This window comes from Paenibacillus sp. EB106-06-01-XG199, assembly GCF_058791575.1.
On the sequence record NZ_JBYTDQ010000002.1, the window covers coordinates 801,382 to 824,536 of the forward strand.

At 46.8% G+C, this 23,155-nt stretch carries 16 protein-coding genes; 2 read left to right on the forward strand and 14 right to left on the reverse strand.

Annotation, left to right across the window (positions count from 1 at the left end):
* Nucleotides 1-122: 122 nt before the first annotated feature.
* The 6 genes from AC3WT9_RS09615 to AC3WT9_RS09640 all read right to left on the reverse strand — a co-directional run bounded on the left by AC3WT9_RS09615 (nucleotide 123) and on the right by AC3WT9_RS09640 (nucleotide 10,700).
* On the reverse strand, nucleotides 123-5,042 hold the full coding sequence (locus AC3WT9_RS09615; protein WP_341378217.1) for a GH32 C-terminal domain-containing protein: 4,920 nt from the start codon (nucleotides 5,040-5,042) through the stop codon (nucleotides 123-125).
* A 104-nt stretch (nucleotides 5,043-5,146) separates the two neighbouring features.
* Entirely contained in the window at nucleotides 5,147-5,971 is an 825-nt protein-coding gene (gene manZ / locus AC3WT9_RS09620; protein ID WP_341378215.1) for a PTS mannose transporter subunit IID, read from the reverse strand.
* A gap of 30 nt (nucleotides 5,972-6,001) precedes the next feature.
* Nucleotides 6,002-6,772: a PTS mannose/fructose/sorbose transporter subunit IIC gene (locus AC3WT9_RS09625; protein WP_341378214.1), complete on the reverse strand. Its 771-nt coding sequence runs from the start codon at nucleotides 6,770-6,772 to the stop codon at nucleotides 6,002-6,004.
* Between the two features lie 31 nt (nucleotides 6,773-6,803).
* On the reverse strand, nucleotides 6,804-7,292 hold the full coding sequence (locus AC3WT9_RS09630; protein ID WP_341092085.1) for a mannose/fructose/sorbose PTS transporter subunit IIB: 489 nt from the start codon (nucleotides 7,290-7,292) through the stop codon (nucleotides 6,804-6,806).
* Entirely contained in the window at nucleotides 7,293-7,709 is a 417-nt protein-coding gene (locus AC3WT9_RS09635) for a PTS sugar transporter subunit IIA (RefSeq protein ID WP_341092083.1), read from the reverse strand.
* A gap of 201 nt (nucleotides 7,710-7,910) precedes the next feature.
* Complete coding sequence (locus tag AC3WT9_RS09640) at nucleotides 7,911-10,700, reverse strand: sigma-54-dependent transcriptional regulator (protein WP_341378213.1); 2,790 nt, start codon at nucleotides 10,698-10,700, stop codon at nucleotides 7,911-7,913.
* Between the two features lie 146 nt (nucleotides 10,701-10,846).
* Between AC3WT9_RS09640 and rpoN the strand changes: the two genes are divergently transcribed.
* Nucleotides 10,847-12,163, forward strand: coding sequence for an RNA polymerase factor sigma-54 (rpoN, locus tag AC3WT9_RS09645; RefSeq protein WP_341380357.1), 1,317 nt, complete (start codon nucleotides 10,847-10,849; stop codon nucleotides 12,161-12,163).
* 120 nt (nucleotides 12,164-12,283) lie between these two features.
* On the opposite strand, the gene AC3WT9_RS09650 is transcribed toward rpoN, so the two are convergent.
* Nucleotides 12,284-12,880, reverse strand: coding sequence for a class I SAM-dependent methyltransferase (locus tag AC3WT9_RS09650; RefSeq protein ID WP_341378212.1), 597 nt, complete (start codon nucleotides 12,878-12,880; stop codon nucleotides 12,284-12,286).
* A 926-nt stretch (nucleotides 12,881-13,806) separates the two neighbouring features.
* Here AC3WT9_RS09650 and AC3WT9_RS09655 point away from each other — a divergent pair.
* The gene (locus AC3WT9_RS09655; RefSeq protein WP_341378211.1) at nucleotides 13,807-14,349 is read left to right on the forward strand and encodes a LacI family DNA-binding transcriptional regulator; all 543 of its coding nucleotides are present in this window, start codon (nucleotides 13,807-13,809) and stop codon (nucleotides 14,347-14,349) included.
* A gap of 260 nt (nucleotides 14,350-14,609) precedes the next feature.
* On the opposite strand, the gene AC3WT9_RS09660 is transcribed toward AC3WT9_RS09655, so the two are convergent.
* The 7 genes from AC3WT9_RS09660 to AC3WT9_RS09690 all read right to left on the reverse strand — a co-directional run bounded on the left by AC3WT9_RS09660 (nucleotide 14,610) and on the right by AC3WT9_RS09690 (nucleotide 23,007).
* Nucleotides 14,610-14,744, reverse strand: a complete 135-nt coding sequence (locus AC3WT9_RS09660; protein WP_341092077.1) for a hypothetical protein — start codon at nucleotides 14,742-14,744, stop codon at nucleotides 14,610-14,612.
* 211 nt (nucleotides 14,745-14,955) lie between these two features.
* A complete protein-coding gene (locus AC3WT9_RS09665) occupies nucleotides 14,956-16,116 on the reverse strand; it encodes a glycoside hydrolase family 172 protein (protein ID WP_341378210.1) in 1,161 nt (386 codons plus the stop codon).
* Nucleotides 16,117-16,138: 22 nt separating this feature from the next.
* Nucleotides 16,139-16,972, reverse strand: coding sequence for a carbohydrate ABC transporter permease (locus AC3WT9_RS09670; protein ID WP_341092071.1), 834 nt, complete (start codon nucleotides 16,970-16,972; stop codon nucleotides 16,139-16,141).
* The gene (locus tag AC3WT9_RS09675; protein ID WP_341378209.1) at nucleotides 16,969-17,904 is read right to left on the reverse strand and encodes a carbohydrate ABC transporter permease; all 936 of its coding nucleotides are present in this window, start codon (nucleotides 17,902-17,904) and stop codon (nucleotides 16,969-16,971) included. The genes AC3WT9_RS09670 and AC3WT9_RS09675 overlap by 4 nt, the downstream gene beginning before the upstream one ends.
* A gap of 82 nt (nucleotides 17,905-17,986) precedes the next feature.
* Nucleotides 17,987-19,423 (reverse strand): ABC transporter substrate-binding protein, encoded by a 1,437-nt coding sequence (locus AC3WT9_RS09680; protein WP_341092066.1) that lies wholly within the window; start codon nucleotides 19,421-19,423, stop codon nucleotides 17,987-17,989.
* 180 nt (nucleotides 19,424-19,603) lie between these two features.
* Complete coding sequence (locus tag AC3WT9_RS09685) at nucleotides 19,604-21,391, reverse strand: cache domain-containing sensor histidine kinase (protein WP_341378208.1); 1,788 nt, start codon at nucleotides 21,389-21,391, stop codon at nucleotides 19,604-19,606.
* 8 nt (nucleotides 21,392-21,399) lie between these two features.
* The gene (locus AC3WT9_RS09690; RefSeq protein ID WP_492407550.1) at nucleotides 21,400-23,007 is read right to left on the reverse strand and encodes a response regulator transcription factor; all 1,608 of its coding nucleotides are present in this window, start codon (nucleotides 23,005-23,007) and stop codon (nucleotides 21,400-21,402) included.
* Nucleotides 23,008-23,155: the final 148 nt, after the last annotated feature.

Below are 23,155 nucleotides of genomic sequence, written 5' to 3' on the forward strand. Positions count from 1 at the left end.
TTAAGCATTTTTAAGTATTTTTTATGAAATAAGCGAATTACTTATACAAGGCATTTTTACATAATAAGTCCCCGGTCCTCATGCGCATTGCACTAGGAGTCCGGGGACCTGATTCATATTGCCTAATTGTTGATAAATTCAATTTTTTGAAGCAAACGTTTAATTATCGCTACCGCTTCAGCGCGGGTAGCTGTTGCATGCGGCTCAAAGTGTCCCGTGTCCATGCCCTGCGTTATGCCCAGAGCTGTCACTTCGGCTACTGCATTTTGCGCCCAGACTGAAATAGATGACCGGTCGGCATATCTGTCCAGCTTTTGCCCGGATTTGCTGCTGACTGAGAAATGCCCGGTATATTGCAGTGCTTGATGGACAAGTATAGCTATTTCCTGTCGGCTAATGCCCGATTCCGGACGAAAGGCCCCGTCTTCATAACCTTTGACCAGCCCGGCTGAATAGGCTGCACTGAGGTATCCGCCGTACCATGAATCCTTGACTGTATCCTTAAAGACTGGAGTCTCCCGTTCTTCAAGCCCAAGTGCACGAACAAGCATGGTGGAAAATTCGGCCCGGGTAACAGGCCTGGATGGCTCAAATATTCCCTTTACCGAACCGGCAACAATTCCTTTTGCCGCAAGCAGTTCGATGTCCGCTTTGCCCCAGTACCCGGCTGGCAAATCAGCGAAGACCGGGCTGCTGTTGGCAACGGTATACACACCATTGGAATTATGCTTTATTTCAACGGATGCTCCATCATCTCCAGCCCGGAAAATGCTCGGCACAAAGACAAGTTTCCCTCCGGCTTCATCGTAGCGGACTGCAGTGGAACGATCGGGGTCCATCGCTAAAGAAAGCGGAAGTGTCCGGCTCACATAGGTATCACCGAAATCAAGAGCGGTTGTCGTACTGCCTGTTACTGCTTCAACCTTGAAGTCGACAGGAGTCGTTCCCACGGTTGCTCCCGCTTTTGCAGCCGCTTCTTGGATAGCAGCATTTTGCTTCATTGTTGCCTTGGCTAACGTTATTCGCAGCCCTGGCATGCTATCGGAAGGTGTGGCATCCCTATTCACCATGCTGGCCGGAAGGGTATATGTCCCCAGTTCCGTAATCACCTTAAGATCCAGAGTTCGATGCTCTTTCCAAAGCTTAGCGGCCATGCCGGTCAGTTCAACACTTACCACATCAGCCCCGTTAGCCCGTACATGCAAAGTTATTGCAATACCTTCTTTCTCTGGCATTGCTTTAAGTAAAGTGAGATCATCCACGGCCACTATGGCTTCTTTCCTGCCATCAGCCTTTTGCGTAACACCCGGAGCATACTCCAATCTGCCTGGAATAATTGAAACCGGAATGGTTGCGGTGGACGGCTGCTTAACCGCCTTGCTGTTGCTGTCCTTGTTCTTCTCAATATTGTCACCGGAAGAGCTGGAATCGTAACCTATTTTTCGAATATTTTTAAAGTATGCTGTTGTATCCCCTACATTTAAGCCAAAATATCCTCGTGTATAGCTTTGATCTCTGGTATCAATCACCAATTGGCCGTCCAAATAAGCCTTTATGGAATCCCCGACAGCTGCAACTTTGAGGTTATAATCCTGATTCGTCCGCAGCTTCAGCTTTCCGTCATTGGTATAGATGACAAGTTCACTTCTGATCCCGTCAACAAATTTTATGAGCTTGACCGCATTATTCCGTACATCCACATTAATTGCATACGCATTTTTCGCCGTAGGGTCTGAACGGAAGACCAAGGCACCAGCGCCGATGGGATTTCCTATGTTATCTTTTTCAGGATCATCGGGGTGAGAATCTGTATCAGGCACTTTAATGTCCGCCTCATAAAAAAAGTTCCCTCCAACCTCACTGGACAGAATAAACGCATCCCCTACGCTCTGCCCCTGTTTTCCATGGATAGTATCCGCCCAATTGCCGCTAATCGTCGTCCAACCTGTCAGTAGTGAAGCAAGAGAAAGGGGTTCTTTCCAGATACTCTTTAACGAAAATATTTGTAAAGACTTTAATTTCACATCCCCGTTCTTGCTGTAGATTTGCAGACCATTGCTCGAAGGGCCCGGGAATATTTGGTCGGTTATCACTGTTTCCCCATTATTCCCGAACACCTCCAGTGCCGAGCGGTCAACAAAAACATGCATTTTCACCGTACCGTTTGAAGCCTTCAGCGGGCCTTCATGTTTGTCTGCGATGTCAGGTCCAAACTTATAACTCCCGGAATTCGCACGGTCAACGAACAGCTTTTCTTTGTAGACATCATACCCGACTGTTGTATATTCATCATTTCCTTTACGAACCTTGAAACCAAACTCGGTTGCTTGGGTCTTGGACAGATCAAACTCGGCGATCATTTCAAATGTGTCGTCAGAAAAGTTGGACAGGAGGTCGCTTTCTCCATTTATCTTTTCATTTGTATATGAGGCCTCTTTAGTTTTTTCACGAATGCCGGCCAGGGAAACAGGTGTTTGTTTTAACCGTAATCCCTCCTCTGTCTGGGTCAGCTCCACCGTTCGCGGCAGTGACAAAGAGCCTCTCCATGTTGAAGTGGGAGTACTTTCAGCATAAGACCAGTTACTCATCCAGCCAGCCCAGTATTTCTCGCCATTCGCCCCTTCAATTCCATTCCACTCCACGGCGGCATAATAATCGGCTCCGTAATCGGACCATAATATTTTATCGGAAGAATTCTCATTGGTGAAGGTTTTCCCATCAAAGCTTCCTACAAAATATTGCATTCCTGATCCGCCTGCCGGTGCTCCCGGATTGATACTTATCTGCAGAACCCATTTCTTGTGTTCAGGGTTGCCATCTACAGGCAATTCAATTAATGTAGGGCATTCCCATACACCGCCTATACTTCCGTTTGTAGAAGGTATCCACGAACCTGAGATGGCAGACCAATCCGTAATGAGGCCGCTTTGTGCTGACTTGTCTTTCTCCGGCTCTTGTGCTACTTTGTCAGCGTTTTCCGGTATAGACCCTTCATTATAAACATTGACATCATCCAGGTTGATATGCCCCCAACTGCCCGTCGCGTTGTCCACAGCTTTGATATATAACACTTCACCAATATAACTGGAAGCATCCCATACGTATTTGTGATACGTTTCCTCTTCAGATCCCGTATTTGCTTGACGAAGCAATTCCTGATCGTCGGATGCTCTGACTAACGATACATAACGGTTGTTGACGTCTTTGCCTCCTCCCATCATCAGGTTGATCTCCCCAGAGCCGCCCAATTTGAAATAGGATGAACGCAGTTCTCCGGTAGCATCATCCCCCTTGTGCCGATCAGAAAACCCCCATAGATGATATTTGCCTTGCTGGTTGAAAACTCCACCCCACCAATCTGTTTGATCCGTTACATGGTTATTGGTAAATGCATCCCCCCGCACATTGGTCCACCCGGTCAAATCCCCTGTTTCAAAATCATGGTTAAGGATTCCATTCTCTTCTGTTAGGATGTTTTTGCCAAATTGAACATCCTGGAAGATCCCCGAGGCATTCCCAAGATGTAAACCGAAAAGGCCGGAGGAAAAGGTGGAATCATTTACATCTTGAGTAAGTTTTCCATTCACATATACCTTTATATTCTCTCCATAAGTCCTCACTTCTACAGGATAACTGGAATACGTATCGAGAGATACAGTGGCCTCAGCCAGAACTGATTGCTTCCCGTCCTCAAGCTTCATCAATTTTATCTTATCGTTGTGAACGTCGAGATTCGCCACATATCCATTTCTTGCTCCTGCATCTGCCCGGAAAACAAGCGAGCCTGCTTCATCTCCTCCATCCGATAATTTAATGTTCGCCTGATATCGAAAGTCCTCCCCGGTTTGCCCGCTCATTACATATGAATTCTGTGCGGAAGTCCCCCTCATTCCTTCTAAGGTGTCTTCCCAGGAACCACTAACAGCGGTCCATTTTGACAAATTGGTCACAAAGTCTGATGTATTACTGAATTTCACATTTCGAAAAGAGGCTGTTGAATTCCATGCGGTTAGCCCATAGTAGCCGTATGCAAATTCATCATCTGTTTGGTCGATAGCCGATTGGTCGTTTACAAAAACCTGAATTTGATTTCGATTTGTTGTAATTCGTAAATGATAGGTAGATGAAGTATCCAGGCGCCAAGAAGTGGCCGCAATTTCCAGACTTTCTCCATTCCTATTTTTGGTTAAAGTCACGCGATCATTTTTGGCATCCAGATTTACCACATAACCGTTGGCCGCCTGCTTATCAGAACGAAAAACCAGCCCTCCTGATCCTTCCCGGCCATTTTTTGCATTGAGGGTAATGTCGCCCTCATAGTTGAAAGACCCACCTCCTTGCGGAGAAATCGCGTAAGAAGTGGAATCCAGACTATTGGCCTGAATTCCACCATCCGGGCCAAATTCACTGGCATAAGTCCAATTTTTTAAATTGGGTGAAGTATAGAACATCGCCTTGTTGTTAGCAACTAACGACATCACCCATTGATTGGATCCTTCATGCCAAAACACTTTGGGATCACGCCAATCAGCGGCGGGAGGATCAGGCATTACAGGATTGCCTTCATACATATCCCATGTTCTTCCTTTGTCCAAGCTGTAAGCGATGCTTTGAACTTGACCCTTATCACCTGCATGAGTAAAGAGAGCTACCATTGCTTCCTTTCCAAATCCGGCCGTATTTCCCCAGTCGACTACAATGCTTCCGGAAAAAATTTGTCCGTGGATATCGGGAGAGAGTGCAACGGGGAGATGTTCCCAATGAACAAGGTCACTACTCACTGCATGCCCCCAATGTAGTGAACCCCATTTTGTTCCGTATGGATGATACTGGTAAAACAAATGGTATTCACCCTCATAATAAACCATCCCATTGGGATCGTTCATCCAGTTAGCCTCGGGAGAAAAATGAAATTGATTCCGGTACGTTTCCTGATAATAGCCTGGATCTGATGCAAACGCTTTCGATACTGGTGTAAAAGATAATAAGATGATGATTCCAAGGACTAAAGAACAAACCCGATTAATATTTTTTCTCCTCATTTTTTCACTTCCCTTTTAAAATTTCATAAATTAAGATAAAGCGCTTACAGACATTGAAAGGACATCCCGGTCAGGGATATCCTCCTTGACCGGACAGGAATTATTCAAGCCAAGACACCGAGAGCATATCCAATAATACCTATTGCGAACAGAGCAAAGATCAGAGCTATAGCATTCACTTTCTTTTTGAGCAGTCTCATGCAAAGGAAGGTCAGCAAGAGTGGTAGCAGCCCGGGCATTAATTGATCCAAAATCATTTGTACAGTGGTGACAACTTCTTTCCCATCCGAACCAGTGTATCTTGACACCTCCAAAGGTACATTCAAGGTAGTCCATTTGGATACAAGTGCACCCATAACAAAGAGTCCTAAGATAGAAGCCGATTCCGTGAGTTTTTGTAACCGATTACCTGACATGTCGGAAACAATCTCCGTCCCTTTCCGGTAACCGTATTTCAGACCGTACCATTTAGTTGCCAGACGAAGGACGTTAAAGAGCAGGAAAAAGAGTACAGGGCCGATGATGCTTCCAGATAAAGCAATAGAAGCTCCAAGCGCGGCCAAAACCGGACGTATAGTCCCCCAAAAAATAGGGTCGCCAACCCCAGCCAAGGGCCCCATTAAACCGACTTTCACACCGCTGATGGTGGCATTGTCGATCGGTTGGCCATTCGCTTTCTGCTCTTCCATCGCCGCAGTCACACCCATAATGGGTGCAGAAATAAACGGTTGAGTGTTAAAGAATTCCAAATGCCGCTTTAAAGCTTCTTTTTGATCCTCTTTCTTGCTGTACAGCCGCTTAATCGCCGGAATTAAGGTAACGCAAAAGCCAATCGACTGCATTCGCTCAAAATTGAAAGAGCCAAGCAGGAACCATGAACGGACAAACATTTTGTTTAAGTCGTTATTGGTCAGCTTCTTTTCTTCCATTGTACTCCCCTTCTTCCATCAAAAATTTACTTATAACTCTTCAATTTCCGCCGTTTTATCGTTCCGCAGATTATATTTCGGACTGAGCTGGATGTATAGCAGAGCCAGCACAGCTCCTACGATCCCGAAGCCAACCAGATTGATGTTCGTGAATGCGGCAACGACAAATCCCAGGAAGAAGAAGGGCATAAGATATTTGGCCGACATCATATTTATCACCATCGCATAACCTACAACCACAATGAAACCGCCTGCAATTTGCAGCCCTCTTGTAACAACTTCCGGAATTGCATTTAGCAGTTCTGTAACCAGGCCGGTTTCTGCAGCAATTGCTACCAATACGGCAGGTAGAGCAACGCGTAACCCTTGAAGAAGGAGAGCTATAAAGTGACATAATTCTATGCCTTTAAAATTTGCTGACTCGGCATATTTATCCGCCAAGTGTTGAAAGAATACGGTAATCGTTCTTACAAATATCGTTAACACTTGCCCTGCAGCCGCAATCGGAATTGCAACAGCAATCCCGGCACCAATCGACTGATGTCCGACAATAACCAATATAGTCGAAACCACACTCGCCAAAGCAGCATCCGGAGCCATTGACGCCCCCACATTCATCCAGCCCAAAGCCATCAATTCCAGCGTACCGCCAAGAATAATGCCCGTTTTGAGATCACCCAGGACCAAACCAATCAAGGTGCATGCAACCAAAGGCCGATGAGTCTGTCCTTCGTCCAGCACACTTCCCATCCCGCAAATGGCCGCAACCAGCGTTACCATTACGATTTCAAAAACACTCATGCATTAACCCCTCCTTTATATCAATCTACTATCAGAACTGTACTTCCTGAAGTTTGTTCATCAAATTGATTTTCGGATCACTGGCCACTTTTCTAATTTCCAGCTCAATGCCCTTTTCGTGGAGTTTCCTGAATGCGTCCACATCCTGTTTATCTATGGACACAGCTCCGGTAATCTGTTTTTTTCCTTCTTTAAAGCACATACCGCCTACATTCACCGATGTAAATGGTACCCCTCCTTCCACAACCCGCAGCACATCAGTCGGGTTGGTAAACAAAAATAAGGTCTTGAAGTCGTTGTACTTGGGGTTATTGTACGCTTCAATTGCCTTGTCAATCGTGACTACATAAGCTTTGATTCCAGGCGGGGATACTTGCAGCAATAAGGTTTTGCGCAGCGTATCAGCGGCAACCTCATCACTCACAGCGATGATTTTATTACACTTTGTTTCTTTCACCCACACCGTTGCCACCTGACCATGGATCAGACGGTCATCAACCCGAACAAATGAAATTTCCATTTACAAATCCTCCTCTATCTGGATACCTCGGATAACACGATAAGACATCATTGAATCCTGACCCGCACGGATTGCCAGATCACTCAGATTCTCCTCCTCTAATGCTCTGTTCGTGAGCAAATCTACGATCATTGGCAGGTTTACTCCGGTTACAATGTCCATATTTTCATGAACGGACGCTAAGCGGCTGGCCGCATTGTATGGACTACCCCCAAACAGATCAACAAGAAAGATCAGTCCATCCGTCCAATCAATCGTTTCCATTGCCGCTTTATATTTCTCAACAAGTCCACTGACACTTTCACCAGGTTCGAACGTCACACCTACCACATTCTCCAGTTGGCCGAAGACCATCTCCGTTGATCTTAGGATTTCTTCGGAAAATTTCCCGTGTGTGCCTACTATAACTCCTATCATTTGTTTCACCCCCTCAATGTTTCCTTCGCCTATATTATTATGCAAGACTCGTGCCAAACATCTGTATGCTTCAGTCTTCAATTGAAAAAGACCCAAATCCCCTAAGCTACAGGGATTTGGGTCTTAAGTTGCCAGGTGCTTATTTTCATACCCTCCATCATTGATACACTTTTGTGAGCGTTTTATACACTTTCCCAGCTGCTAGGCAATACCAATATATTCTTCGCTCAACATTTCGCAAATATAATACTTTTCGTCCTCAGTCAGTACCAGGTTAATACCACTAACAAATATTTCACAGGAATAGTTCACCGCAACCAGTAAGCGCTGATCAAATAATTTCACATCCCCCCGGTACACTAACCCGTCATGGATGACCATGCGCTCCAAGGCATGAGCCATATGAACGGCTATTTGCACTTGCAGCGCATAATTAAAATTGAATTCCAGTTCTTCTTCGAGCTTTTGAATAAATTTCATCAACATCCCCAAAATTTTGTGGGGATTCAGATACGTCATGAACTCCTTCAGAGTATTCTCACAGATATCTCTAACGACCACACTTTCTTCAGCAGGTACAATTGGGAAATGATTGTTCAATAACAGCTCTCTCAATGCCTGCTCGCCGCTTGCTTCGATCAATTGTTCCAAAGGAATAAACGGGACATGCGGATCACTAGACCGCTTTACTCCAACCACGGCAAGAATCGTATGCTTGGTCCGCAAGTCTTTTACCACTTTATCCAGCTCCCTGACTTTTACCGGTACAACGAGAACCCTCTCCTCCGTCAAATCGTAAACAATCTTCTCTACAAATTCCTTTAGTTTTACCGCAGCGCCTTTGCCGGAAGAACAAACCGTTACGATTACCCTGTTGCTATCCGCCTCCGCCTTCACTATGGCGGTACCGTTGTTATATCCACGAAAATCCTTAAGAGATTGGTAAATCCCCTCTACATCCATGTCGAAAATACTCGCTTTTCGCACTGCCTCTAGTGTGAGCGGGGTAGATACCATATCAATGGTTCTGACCTTGACCCCGACACGTTCCATAATGGTAGCTTCAAGATTGAGCAAGGAGCCCATGTCTACAAGCAGCAATACGCCCCGGCCATTGTCAATGCTCTTTACTTTCTCGACAATAATCTCGAGTACTTCCCTCGGACTTACATCCAGGGGCATATCCACCGCAGAAATATTGGAGCTGCCCAGCAAGTTGTTGACTACATCGACGATGCTGGTTGCAGTGCTGTTTCCATGGGCAGCTACAATTATCCCCACATTTCCCTGATGCTCCTCTTCCACAGATCTCAGTAGAATCGCCACATATGTAATCTCGGCATCGGGAACACTGATCCCGAAATAGGATTCGATCATGTCCTTGATAATCTGCGCCAATCTGTGTTCTTCGTCCTTGTCATCCACCGGCTTATACATTTGTTTCACCACATATTTCTTTTCTTTAATTCGCTTTAAAAAAGAGCTCATATGCAGGCTGAATGCATAAACGAACCTTTTGCTGTAATTCCGCTTCAGTTCTTTTTCCAGCATAGCCTGTACCTCTTCTGAAAAGTCCAGGATCTCCTTGTCTACGATTTTGAGGATCCTGTCTCGCCCTCCCTTAATGTTATAGAACCGGTTATAGAAGCCTTTAATATGGATATTGACATCTGTAGTAATGAATTTATTGATATAGCCATCGTCGAACCCTTCTTCCTTCAACAGCTCAATCTTATCTTCAATAAGCTTATAGAGGTTAAACGGTGGTTCGGAAGCATCTTCCTCATCGTCCCCTTTACTTCCCTCAGGAGTAACGTACAGATGAGAGATGATACCGCTCATTTCGTCCATTTCCTTGCGGTTTCTCCCGATATTAAATAAACCTTCTCTAATGTTGCCCGGCAAGATTTTGAAGTCCAGTTCTATTTCTTCCTGATTCTCATGAATGCTGTTTAAAAATCCTTTGGCGCAAACAAGCTGAATGCTGGATTTTAACTGGCCAATATTCCCGTAGGTTACACTGCCGATGAGTGCTTTAACGACCTCAGCCTCAACCCGGAGCGATTTATTTACCCGATGAGCCTCGTTAGCGAACAAATGCTTCAGAATCATTAACCGCTCTTCCATGGTACGTTCCTGAAAGTTAGGAATATTGATCGTAATGGGTATCCGCCGGATAAAGGTTTTCAGCAAGGAGGAACCGGGATCTTCGGTTGTAGCGCCTATCAGCAATACATTCGCATTCCGCTTGCGCTCTGACTCTCCCAATTTATTGTAGCTGTGCGTATCCATGAAATAAAAAATCATTTCCTGGCCTTCCGGAGGCAAACGGTGTATCTCATCCAAAAACAGGATTCCTCCATCGGCTTTCTCCACCAGCCCCGCCTTTTCCTGGTCAGCTCCGGTGAACGCCCCTTTTACATGACCAAAAATGTGGGAGAGCAGCAGTTGGGGGTTATTATAATAATCAGCGCAGTTAAATACGATAAATGGCGCTTGCTCCGGGAATCGCTTCATGTGCTTCCCATAATTGTACATTAACCTCGCAAACATCGTTTTCCCCACGCCTGTCTGCCCTACAATCAGCGTGTGCAGGCCCTTAGGCGGGTATAGTATGGCCGCTTTTCCCTGCTCAACCTGGTTTCTCATACTGCCCATGAATCCTATCAAAGTGTGAAACGGGTCTACCTGTTCACCAGGCAGCATCAACTCCTTAATACTGTTAACTTCTATTTGTTTTTCTTTAAGCTGAACCCGGAAGGTCTCCTCAATCACCTGCTTGTGCAAAAACTTGACAGGTCTTCCTTTGATTTTAATAATCAAATCAGCGCGTAAAAGACTATTAAGCTCTTTGCTCACATTATTTCTAAGCATCTCCTGATGGGCAGCTATTTCCTCAGCAGTAATCCCATCACCTGCAAGTAAAGCCTCTTCCGACAGGTTCTTTGTGCAATCAGCAATATACGCTAATATCTGATCAATCCGTTTCACGTTATCCCTCCATTCTGAACAGGTTTATAAGAAGCAGATAATAATTCATTACCTACACAAGGTTTTGGCAGGAAAATTGCATAAGCTTTTCGAATATATTTTAAATGATACCATTTATTGCCTTTATAAAGGAGTTGAATTACATGATGCAATTCCGATTACAGCAAGAGCAGACAAACAAGCTGGTTATGACTCCCGAATTACGACAAGCGATTATGCTTCTTCAGTACTCCTCTGTTGATTTGATGGCTTATCTTCGTGAACAAGCGAATGAAAATCCGCTCATTGATTTGTCTGAGATCGAGATGTCCATTGAGAGGATAAGCAAGCCAGAAGAATATTCATTTGGAAAAAGCGCTAACCCGGTAGACCTTCTGGATTTTGTCGCCAGTCCGGCGGATAATTTATTTGAACATCTGGTTGCGCAGCTTGGATGGGTTCGCGGGCTGTCACGGTCGCAACGCAGGGTTGCAAGGTTTCTTATTGGAAATCTAGATGAGAAGGGCTACCTTGAGTTGGATGTATTGACAGCAGCCGGAATACTTGACGTTTCTGTAGATGAGGTTGAGAATATGATTACCCTGGTCCAGCGCTTTGAACCGGCCGGCATCGCCGCTCGTAGTCTAGAAGAATGTCTTCTGCTTCAGCTCCGTCATATCGGCAAGAACGATCCTTGTTTGACTGCGGTCGTGCATCATCATCTCTCCGACCTTGCTTGTAATCGTATACAAAAAATTTCGAATTCCTTAGGAATAGGCATTCAAGAAGTACAGCAAATCGCCGACCGGATTCGAAAGCTGAATCCTTGTCCAGGAGCAGCGTTTGCTGCTAATGAACACCATTATATATTAGCTGATATTTCAGTTGAGCATATAAACAACAAGTATCTTGTACTGGTTAATGAGATCACTGCACCAAAAGTGGAAATCAACCCCTTTTACCAGCGAATGCTGAAAGAGATGCCTATGGGAGAAAACAAGCAGTTTTTCCATGAGAAGATGAATACGGCATTATGGCTTATGAATAGTCTTGAACAGCGCAGACTAACCCTTAAGAAAGTTGCTCAGGCCATTGTTGACAGGCAGAACGATTTTTTTGAACTTGGCATTCATTTTCTCAAACCAACCACCCAAAAGGAGATTGCTGAAATAACCGGCTTGCATGAATCGACGGTCAGCCGTGCGGTCAATAACAAGTACATACAGACCCCCCGCGGATTATTCGAACTCAAGCATTTCTTCACCTCCGCCCTGGCATCGGAAGACGGAGATGCCGTTTCATCGATGAGTGCAAAGGCGCACATCAAGCAGATTATCGACAATGAAGATAAGCGGAGCCCAATGTCCGATCAGGAGATCACTGAACTGCTGAAAAAGGAAGGACTGGAGTTGTCACGCAGAACAGTCGCCAAGTACAGGGAAGAACTAAAATATCAAACTTCCCGCAGAAGAAAGAGGTTTTAATTACAAAACACGAATAAAGCCCTTCCGAATTCCTGCCAGATGATGAAAAGACGGAGGCACGAGCCCCCGTCTGATGCATTAGAAGAATGATTGTTTCAAGATTAAATATAGCTGCCCCGCCTATTTTCTGATTTTGCTGATGAAAAACGGATATTCAGGAAAGGCTTCGTATAAATCGTTTTGCATAATTTGATATTTAGTATGACTTATATATTCTTCCAACATTTCAAAGGGCGTATATTTTAAACTTGCCATAAACATCAAATGTCCTCCAGGCTTAATTAAACAAAAGCATGAATCTAAGCATTTCTTGAAGTCCCCGGTTTCATTAATTGCGGACCCAATTAGGGTTACAATATCAAAGGCCTCTTGAGGCAAATCGGAATCGAAAATGCTTTTGCATAAAACCTTCGATGGATTCGGATGCTGTTCCCTCTGCTGTCTATACTCGTATATCCCACAAATACTTTCGTCAATATCAATGCTGGTTAAACTGCCTCTGCCCTTAAGCCAATATCCAAGGTAGTCGTCCCAATCTCCAGTTCCAATCCCAATATTACATACCTGGATTTCATCAAAAACATCAAATTTCTTCTTTACATAATCCCTTGTCGCCAATAGGGTGTGAATGCATGTTGGAGAGGAGTTCCATTCTCCGGCATCCGGACCATTAAGTTCCAAATAATACTGAAGTAATTTATCATCATCCATTTTCATTGATAAATGCTCCCATCATTTAATTATATTTGGTTTCTTCATTTCCGTCCGCATCCAGAGCAGCCGTTCATTGACCTCATCGATCTTTTGATTGTCCATTTCGATCAATTAAGAAAGACGCAAGCCTTCGTACCCATTCAAGATCATTGTTAGCTTTATATCTCATGAAACAGGATTTAAGCCGCCAATTTGGCGACCTCTGATGACACATACATTCTTATCCCCGTACAACAGCATGATGAGGTTAATGATGGTGTTAAACAACTCCACGGCTGCAGAGAACGAATAGTTTGCAATGCCCTTTGCGAAAACTGTAATCTTTGAATGCGATCAGAACACCATACATCGGGAAATATTTAAAGACAATGGTCAATTACGGCTCACGGCAGGACAAGCAGGTAAGCCAATAGTTTGTTTTGATGTACCTGAGTTTTTCTATAAGGCTGCGTGTTCGCTTTCGAGCCTCCGATCCCATGTTATCTGTGATTGTTGCTGTTTGTTGCAATGCCCCTTAGTTTTCATTAGTACAACATAAATATGCTTTTTGAAACTATAAAGAAAGTGCTTCCATATGTCACTGCCAACAACCTAGCAAATTCAATTTAAAATATAACAATTGTATCGTCAAGACTTTTTATAGATATAAAAATAAACATATGTACATATTTAAAACGCTTTATTATTTTATTATGTAAAATTCATTTGTTTTTCTGCTAAAAGAACGAAATAATAGCCTTTTATCACAATATATCCAAAATAAAACAAATGGGGAGTTGTTTATTTTTGCGCAAAATGTAAACACGAAAACTCTTTGTATGCAATATAATTAATGTTCATTTGTAACATTTAACTCGACAATTTCATTGAATTATACTACATTTATTTTTGTCAAGCACGCAATACTTCTGCCAAAGGAGCCATTATTTTTGAACAAAGAGAAAATTACAATTCAAGATATAGCCGATTCACTAGGACTTTCCAGAAATACTGTATCCAAAGCATTGAATAATCATCCCTCCTTACCGGGCGATACACACAGCAAAGTGATTCAGAGAGCTACCGAGATGAATTACAAGCACGCTCGAATCGATCTCAATGAATCATTCTGCATACTCGAAGACGACCGATATTTTGCTGACTATAAGTGGCTTAAGGAGCGACTAGCAAGCATGAAAAAACTTCCGTCTGCGTTCGTGTGTGCCAACGATTTCATTGCTATTCATGTCATTCGTATTTTGAAGGACCTAAATATTCGCATACCTGAGGAGGTTATGGTTTGCGGATTCGATAATGCCCCGGAGTCGCGGATCGTGGAACCCCATTTGACGACCGTCCATATTCATCGATCTGAAATGGGTTTTCTAGCTGCCGAAATGCTTCTTTCAAGAATCGAAAATCCCGATAGACCTCCACAGGTTACATATGTCAAGACAAAACCGATTTTCCACCAATCGACGGGTCATGTATAGTTTAAATATGGTGAAGTGAGACAAATCAGCTTAATGCTGACATCGGAACCCCTGCGCTGATGGCTGATCATCTTGAATAAATGATAGAATCCAGAGGCCACTGAAAAACCAGCTTTTCATGGTAATAACAAGTACATGTATCAAAAAGACGACGGCTTATTCTGAATTCACAGAATAAGCCGTCGTCTTTATCTTGGGATTTATAGATACATAGAAGGGATGAGGATTCATTGCAACAGAAATTACATGAGCCGACTTGGTCACGACTTGGCTTTTCTCAACCGCCTGAACAGCAGCTCGATACGCCGGGAGGTATTGGCTAGACCAATATGCGTGTACTGGTCATCCGGTGAGGCGATCCTGGAGCGCAGCTCCTGCAGCTCGGACCGGGTCATCCCCCTGCCGTTTTCAACTTTTTAAGATTCGATAAATGAAATCAGAATCGAGGAGTAAAGGAACACGGTCACCAACTTCCATAAAAGCGAACATAAAAAACGGTCAACCAGAAGCTACTGGCTAGGTGCCGGTGACGGACAGCTTCTTCTTATACCATCACCGAGCTGGCCCGAATTGAGGACCGTTAATAGAGCTTCGGAGTTAACTGTTTTAGAAAGTCCGGTAGAACTGCTTCGCGCTTTCCTTCTCGGGCAGCGGCAGCCGCAGGCTAACAGGCAGCATCTCCGGGAAAGATTTGTGAGGCTCACGCTGATACCAATAAGCTACCGAGGAATATTCATTCGACTGGGAGTTCCCATGACCGTGCTCAATACTGAAGCGCAGGGACTCCCGGAAGATAATGGGGTCGACTATATGGAAGCGGTATTGTGTCATTTTGCCGGAGTAGTCATTGAACAGGATGGTATTGCTCTCTCTCCATGCATCCCCGTTGCCGCGAATCGGCGCATACAACGACACTCCATGAAAAGGACTGTCATATTTGCCGGACGGGTAGCCCCAGGCCGCACAGAAATAATCCTCCGTACCTGTGCCATGCAGGCGGGGCGGCCACGGCTCACCGTCAATGAAGAACATATCGTCCCCTTCTCCCGGCCAGCTGAAGCCCGGCATCGGATTCAAATGATCAATGCTGAGATTACAGCCGACGTAGTGCCCCTCCCCCACGGCATCCATAATCACATAGTTGTCTTCACCCGTCAGATTGTTAAGCTCATACACTTTCTGGTCGGCATAATTAGCCTTGTCCTGCCCATCATGCTCCAGCTTTAAGGCCGCCAGATCGACCGTCCCCCGGGTAGGATTCTCCCTGCGCCAGGAAGCGTGAAAGTAGAAGCTGTCCTCCGGGATCTGCTTCTCCACATAATCGACATAGAAATAAAGTACCATCTCATCTTCACATTCGTTGATAATCTCGATCCGTGCGCTGCTGCGGAACGGCATTTCAAAAAAACAGTTCATCGCCGCCTTGTCCTCAACAACCCCCTGGGTCGTAATCATATTGAGCGGCATGGAGACATAGTGGCTGGCTACCCCGTGGCCGACCCCGAAGAAATCGCCTACCGGCGATTCCACACTAGGCTCTTCCTCTCCATCCCAGTACATGCGGACCAACACTTTGCGGAACGCATATTTATTTTTAGCGGCTATCGTCATCCAGATATGCTGGATGATGCCCGAGCCTTCAATTTCAGCGATGGCTGCCGTATGGCCGGCTCCGATAACGATGAAATCCCGGTTGCCCCCGGTCTGATCCCAGCTGGACAGTCTGCGGGAGAGCCCTTCCTTGCGCAAATATAATGAACTCAACATCGATTCTCACTCCTTGGATAATTCAGGCTTTGATGCCTGTAAGTGTAATGCCCTCGATAAAGTACCTCTGCCCGATAAAAAAGACGACAATCGCCGGAGCCAGCACCACCGTAGCCGCGGCCATCATCAGATGCCATTCCGCTGCGTACATGCCTTTAAATTGCTGCAGTCCCAGCGCCAGTGTATATTTGGACTCGCTGTTCAGATAAACCAGCGGCCCCAGGAAGTCATTCCAGGAAGCCAGAAAGGTGAACAAGCCTACAACAACCAGCGCGGGCCGCGTCAGGGGGATAATAATGGAGATGAAAATCCGCCAGTGGCTTGCACCGTCCACATAAGCCGCCTCGTCAAGATCGCGGGGAATACTCAGATAAAACTGGCGCAGCAGGAAGATATTGAACGCGCCTCCGCCGAACCAGGCCGGTGCAATCAGCGGAATGAACGAATTGGTTAACCCAAGCTTGCTCCAGCCGATAAAGGTCGGAATCAGCGTAACCGCATAGGGCAGCATCATACTGGATAAGAGCAGGCCGAAAACAAGGTCCCGGCCCCTCCAAGACATGCGGGCAAAGCTGTACGCGCTGATGGAGCAGGTCACAAGGACACCCAGCATCGTAAAAATCACAATAACCGTTGTATTGATAAAGTAACGGCCAAATGGCAGAATGGTCAGCGCTTCGCTGAAATTACCAAACCGGAAGGGATCGGGTATCCATATGGGCGGCAGCTCAAAAATTTGCCCCATATCCATCAGGGAGCTGCGGATGAGCCAGATCAGCGGGAGCAGACTGAAGAGGCCTCCGGCCACAAGCACCAAATATACCAATCCCTTCTCAACCCATGCCCTTGTCCTCATCTGGCTTCATCCCCCTCGTAATACACCCATTTTTTCGATGTCTTGAAGACCATATAGGTCAACAGCATAATGATGATGAACAGCACCCAGGCAATGGCGCTCGCGCTTCCCATCCGTGAGAACTGAAAGGCTTCCCGGTACAGATAGAAGACATAGAATAAGCTGGCATTGTTGGGTCCGCCGCTGGTCATGACATAGGCCTGGGAGAACACCTGAAACCCGTTAATGATACCCATAATCAAGTTGAAAAAGATCGTCGGCGTCATCATGGGAATCGTAATATTCCGCAGCTTATGAAGCTTCGAGCCACCGTCAATTTCAATCGCCTCATAGAGCGAGCGGGGAATATCCTGCAGGCCGGCCAGGAAGATAATCATCGTCCCTCCCGTTGTCCACAGGTTCATCAGTGCCAGTGAGGGGACCACGGATTTCTCTCCAAAAATCCACTGGCTACCGGGGAGCCCGATATCACGGAGCAACTCGTTGGCCAGCCCCAAATCGGGATTCAGGAGCCACAGCCAAATGAACGAAATCGCAATAATCGGCACAATGGAAGGCAGGTAGAAGACGGTCCGGAAGATAGCTTTCCCCTTGATGTTCCGATTCAAAAGAATGGCCAGGAGAAAGGAATAGATAATGCCGGTTGGCACGCTAAGCACAACAAAATACAGTGTAACTCCGAGCGACTTGTAGAAATACTGGTCTTCCCCGCTAAACATTCTTGTGTAATTGTCCAGACCGATAAAGGTTGGTGAATTGGACCCCGAATAGTCGGTAAAGCTCATATACAGGCTGTATATCATGGGACCCAGCGTGAAAATCAGCAGTCCAAGAATGGCAGGAAGGGCAAACAGGATGCCGTAAAGCTCATTCCTGTAGGAGCTGCGTTTCGTCTTCGGACGGTTTACGCTCAGGGAAGAGACGGGTTCCATACACATGCTTCCTCTCTTCGGGCTGCCGCCGGCAGCGGCTCTGCCCCGTGAATCCGGCAGAGCCGCCTTTCGGCAAAGCCCGTTATTTCAAATAGGTGCCTTTTACCAGCGGCTTCACTTTGGCTTCCACTTCTTTCATCGCTTGTGCGGCGGTTTTGGTGCCAAGCCACACCTGATCCAGCCCCGCTGTTACCGCAGCGTCGATCTCCACAAAGTTTCTGACATTATTCTCTGCCGAAGGCTCTGCATGCTCGTAGGTGGAACGCATAACGGCATCCTGGAAACCGGCTGGGCGGCCCGGAAGCTCTTCATTTGCCCAGCTGTCGACCAGCTTCGGATCTTCATACCATTGCTTCAGCTGCGGCATCCAGAGTCCCTGATGAAGCTCCAGCACATTCTGCGGGTCCGTCAGGAATTTAGAGAATTCCCAGGCTTCCTTCGGATGCTTGGAGCTCTTGAAGATAATCAGGGAGCCTCCGAGGAAGAAAGTCTTATAGTCCTTCAGAACCGGCAGCACACCTACCCCCCAGTTGATATTGGCTTTGCTCAGATCGAGGTGATTCCAGCTTCCGTCGATGACCATGGCAACCTTTCTGGACTGGAGCGCCGTAGCCGGTGCCGGAATACTGCTGGCTTGAACCGGTGATGGAGCAACATGGTGCACATTGATCAAATCCGCGATTCTTTGGATGGCTTCAGTCGCTTCAGGCTTGGAGAGTCCGAATTCCTTACCGTCCTCTGTCAAATAGTCCCCGCCGTTGGACAGCACCAGCGGCATGTAGGATAACCAGCTGAGGCTGAATTTCACACCGTATTGCTTGATGTTCTTGGGATCAAATCCCGGATCATCTGGATGCTTACCGCTCCGGTCAAGCGTGAGCTTCTTGGCGGTTTCCACGAATTCATCCCATTGCCAGGCTTCTTCCGCTTGGGTTGGCGGCAGCTCTACCCCTGCTTCTTTGAACAGATCGGCATTGTACATCAGAGAAGGAACGACGGAGGCTTGATAAGGTCCCGCACTTTTATCCGTATCCCAATTCCACCAGGCGTACTGGAGATAATCCTCCTTTTTGATACTTGGATCATCCTTCATTAAATCGAAGAAATTATAGATCAGGCCTTCTTCACCCATCTTCAGCTTCCATGCGGCAGAGTAACTCAGATCCGGTGCTTCATTCCCGGCAATCATGGCATTCAGCTTCTGTAAAAAGTCTGTGCCCGGGATATGGATGGAATCAATAGTGACGTTCGGGTTCTTCGCTTCAAAAGCCTTAATGGCATCCTCCACCGCCTTCTTCTCCTGCGGGCTGCCCCAGAACGTGAATTTCAGCTTAACCTTTTCCCCTGTGGTCGAGCCTGTATCTCCAGTAGCGGGATTATTCCCCTCCTGGTTATTTCCTTTGCCTGTATTTGTCGTCGTATCCGCATTGTTTCCACCATTCCCGCAAGCGGTTACAAGTAACGCAATAATCATTAGGAAGAGTAACATCAGCTTGGTTTTGCCGGTATGCTTGCTCATTTGTTTATCCCCCTCGATTCGAATGTAAGCGCTGCAGTCGCCTTATATCCAGTGTATATGGGCCCGCCGCAAAAACCTATGGTATGATTTTTCGTTTCTTGTACGATTTTACGGTCAATCCTAAAAAGATAGCCCCGCAAGCCATTGGCCGGGGGTATGAGCACTTTATAATGTGGACCCTCACTCTGATCCCGGATACGGTATATTCAGCTTCACCCGTGTCCCGAATTCAGGGACCGATTCAATCTCTATGCCGTGTTTACTGCCATACAGCAGCTTTATCCGTTTATCCACATTTTTCAGGCCTATATTGGGACTCTCTTCCCTCAACAGCTGTTCCAGACGCTCCGGCTCGATCCCGCTGCCATTATCCTCTACACAGAACCGGATATCACCGCCCTGCCGCTGTCCGTAAATAGTGATCAGCCCGCCGCTCTCCATATTTCGAAAACCATGAATAATCGCATTCTCCACCAGCGGCTGAAGGAACAGCTTGGGCACGCTCACTTCCAGCAAGTCAGGCTCTATATCGAAATCCACGCGGAACCGGTGCTCGAAGCGGTTGGCCATAATTACAATATAATCCTTGAGCCAGGCGATATCCTCTCTCAGAAGCATCAGGTCTTTCCGGTTGTCTGTAGTGTAATGCAGCATACGGGACAAGCTGATCAACATATTGCTGACCTGCTCCTTTTCTCCATATACAGCCATCCAGTTAATTATATTCAGCGTGTTATATAGAAAATGGGGATTGAGCTGAATATTCAGCGCGAGGATTTCCGTCTCCCGCTCCCGCAGCTTGACCACATAATTCTCATTGATCAGTTCCCTGACCCGCTCATTCATGCTGTTGAACTTCATCAGCACATGGCCCAGCTCGTCCCTGCCCTCCACCTTGATCTGCGCATTGAAATCCCCGCCGCCCACCCGCTTGATAGCCAGCAGCAGCTTGCTGACCGGAGAAGAAATACGCGCGGAAATCACATAGGCGAACACAAGTGAAAGAGCAAGCAGCGGAGAGCCCAGCGCCATAATAAAGAACAGGATGGTATTCGCAATGTCATGGGTCAATGCACCTGGAGGAATCAGCACAACGGATAGCCAGTGGGTCACCGGAGACTGGGCGAAGCAAGCGATCATCCGCCGGCCGCCGACAGTCACATAAGTTGTTCCGCTTCCCTTGCTGCGCAATTCTTTGAGCCAGGCTGCGGATTCCACGGTCCCCAGACGCATTTTATCCTGATGGGAGATAATTGTTCCGTTCTCACTTGCTACAAGGAATACCGATCCTTGAATGGGAATGCTGTCCCTGAATATGTTGGCATACACATCATCCTTGAAATTCATCACCAGAACCGGCTTCTCCGACCCCTTGCTTGCCCGGACAATGATGTCATTCCGGACACAGGAGGGATTGATCTGCCGGACAGCCGAGAAAATATAACGGTAATCGATGTCGGTTCCCGCAAGCTCAGGCAGCGCATGCATCCGGGTATAATCATAGGTCGGCACCCAGGCGATACGCCCTTTCCCTTCGGCTGCGGCCTGATACAGCTCCGAGCTGTAGAAGTGGTCCGGCGGATAAGTATTCTTGACCTTGCTTCCATACACGAATGCTTGCGTGACCAGTTCAGCGGAGTACAGATCGGCAGATTGCGAAAAGTACCGCCCGAGAATCTCCGTCACTTTTTTATTGGTCTCCAGCAGTTGCTGTCCCCCTGCCGGTCCGCGTCCGTCAAAAATCTGATACAGCTCGCATTCCACCATCAGCGAGAGGCTGTTATCCTGAATAATTTTCAGGCGTTCATTGATGATCTGGTTGTTCTTCAGCACAATTTCACTAACGTTGTCGCGGGCCAGCTTCAGCATAATTTCCTTGCTCGCAAAATAATAACCAAAGCCGAGGATCGCTAAAGGGAGAGTAATTAGCACAATATAGGACAAGACCAGCTTATTCTTCAGCCTCATGGCCCCACCTATAATAAATCTTTCTTCCGGAATTCCTCCGGTGACAGTCCGGTTTCCCGCTTGAATACTCTGGTAAAATAACCGGCATCCCTAAAACCCACACTTAAGGCGATCACTGAGATTTTCCGGTCCCCGTCCTGCAGCTGTTCTTTGGCTTTGTCCATCCGCAGGCGCAGCAAATATTCGGTGAAGGTCATGGAGGTGTGCTGTTTAAAAAAGCTGCTGAAATAAGCGGGGCTGAAAAAAAATTGCCGGGCGACATACTCCAGCGACAGGTCCTCCATATAATGCGCCTCTAGAAATGCTTTGCACAGACTGATTGTCCGTCCGCTTTTGTTATCCTTGCGCTCCTCGATGCTGTCCATAATCCGGTTCAGAACATATACCGCCCGCTTCTCGACTTCGTCCAGACTTTCACAGGCCGGAATTTGAAATTCCATCTCAGAAATGAAGTTGCTAGCTTCCTCCTGACGGAGAAATACTTCACTTCCTTTGACTTCATTTACCAGAGCGTACAGGACACAATCTTTCAGATGGGCTGGGGACGGGCAGTCCCCTTCGAGCAGTCTCCCAATCAGCGCCTTTAGAGCCTGAGCTACTGTGTCCCTGTCCAGCCGTGCCAAGGCTTCAGTCATGCCTGAACCTACAGGAACCATCTTCAAGCTGGGCTTCTCTGGATTGTAAGCGATTTCATCATAGAGGACAAGCTGGCCCGCTCCCGTATAAAAGGTGTACTCCAGCGCTTTCTGCGCCTGCTCAAAAGACTTCGGAGCCCCGCTGTACAGATCCGCCACCCAGTTCCCTGCACCCAAAGTCAAGGTCAGGCCAAATTCGTCCCGGACCTGGCGGATAAATTGCCGAAACTGCTCCATATCCCGCTTCATCAGCCACTCCAGGGAATGGGCCGAGGTCACAATGGACCCGATCACCGGCTCCGCCCCTTCCAGGTTGAAGGAAAGTGAAGGACCCACCGTCAGGTAGATTTCCTTCATCCAGTTTTTCACACTGGTCTTAAGCTCCTCAAAATCCTCAAGCGTATAGGTCTCCGCGACCTCCCTGTTCTGAAACTTGGCCAGCATGACGAAACCTCCGCTGATGGCGGGAAAAAGATTGCGGATTTCCTCAAGCTCCTCCTCACTTGAAGAAGAACGCATCCACCGGCTGAGCAAATGCTGCTCATAGACCGGAGCTGCCGAGCTAAGCCGCTGACGGAGAACCGCGCCATCCTGAAGACTCAGCCGTTCTTTCTCCAGCGCCGTATCGAGCTTGTCCAGGATCCCGGAAAGCTCTTGGAAGGCCAGCGGCTTCAGCAGATAATCGAAGGCTCCGAGCTGCAAGGCCTGTCTTGCATATTCAAAATTTCCGTAGACGCTGAGAATAATGATTTTGACCAGCTCTCTGCGGCTCTCCATATGTTCAATCAAAGTCAATCCATCCATATTGGGCATTCGGATATCTGTGAGAATAATATCGATCCGGTTATCTTCGATGATGCGCAGTGCCTCCAAACCATCCTTCACCATGAAAATCCGGTATTCCGGCCTGAGCTGCTTAATCATGTCCGCAATGCCCCGGCGGTGACGCGGTTCATCATCGGCAACAAGCACGTTGTACATCGCTTTCTCTCCTCTCGCAGAACAATCAAATTTAAGTAAGATAGTAAGTCAGCCTACTGCGTCTGTCAATCTTCGAGTTCTTCCTATTATTTACAAAAAGGCTGCCGAAAACCTCTCGACAGCCTGTAGCCTTTCCAACCCTAGCGCA

Excerpts from the sequence above, each read along its gene's own strand:
- rpoN (WP_341380357.1), top strand. The coding sequence starts at position 10,847 with ATGCAATTCCGATTACAGCAAGAGCAGACAAACAAGCTGGTTATGACT.
- AC3WT9_RS09670 (WP_341092071.1), bottom strand. The coding sequence starts at position 16,972 with ATGAGGACAAGGGCATGGGTTGAGAAGGGATTGGTATATTTGGTGCTT.
- AC3WT9_RS09685 (WP_341378208.1), bottom strand. The coding sequence starts at position 21,391 with ATGAGGCTGAAGAATAAGCTGGTCTTGTCCTATATTGTGCTAATTACT.
- AC3WT9_RS09635 (WP_341092083.1), bottom strand. The coding sequence starts at position 7,709 with ATGATAGGAGTTATAGTAGGCACACACGGGAAATTTTCCGAAGAAATC.
- AC3WT9_RS09660 (WP_341092077.1), bottom strand. The coding sequence starts at position 14,744 with ATGACCCGGTCCGAGCTGCAGGAGCTGCGCTCCAGGATCGCCTCACCG.
- AC3WT9_RS09665 (WP_341378210.1), bottom strand. The coding sequence starts at position 16,116 with ATGTTGAGTTCATTATATTTGCGCAAGGAAGGGCTCTCCCGCAGACTG.
- AC3WT9_RS09630 (WP_341092085.1), bottom strand. The coding sequence starts at position 7,292 with ATGGAAATTTCATTTGTTCGGGTTGATGACCGTCTGATCCATGGTCAG.
- manZ (WP_341378215.1), bottom strand. The coding sequence starts at position 5,971 with ATGGAAGAAAAGAAGCTGACCAATAACGACTTAAACAAAATGTTTGTC.
- AC3WT9_RS09675 (WP_341378209.1), bottom strand. The coding sequence starts at position 17,904 with ATGGAACCCGTCTCTTCCCTGAGCGTAAACCGTCCGAAGACGAAACGC.
- AC3WT9_RS09690 (WP_492407550.1), bottom strand. The coding sequence starts at position 23,007 with ATGTACAACGTGCTTGTTGCCGATGATGAACCGCGTCACCGCCGGGGC.
- AC3WT9_RS09650 (WP_341378212.1), bottom strand. The coding sequence starts at position 12,880 with ATGAAAATGGATGATGATAAATTACTTCAGTATTATTTGGAACTTAAT.
- AC3WT9_RS09680 (WP_341092066.1), bottom strand. The coding sequence starts at position 19,423 with ATGAGCAAGCATACCGGCAAAACCAAGCTGATGTTACTCTTCCTAATG.
- AC3WT9_RS09625 (WP_341378214.1), bottom strand. The coding sequence starts at position 6,772 with ATGAGTGTTTTTGAAATCGTAATGGTAACGCTGGTTGCGGCCATTTGC.
- AC3WT9_RS09615 (WP_341378217.1), bottom strand. The coding sequence starts at position 5,042 with ATGAGGAGAAAAAATATTAATCGGGTTTGTTCTTTAGTCCTTGGAATC.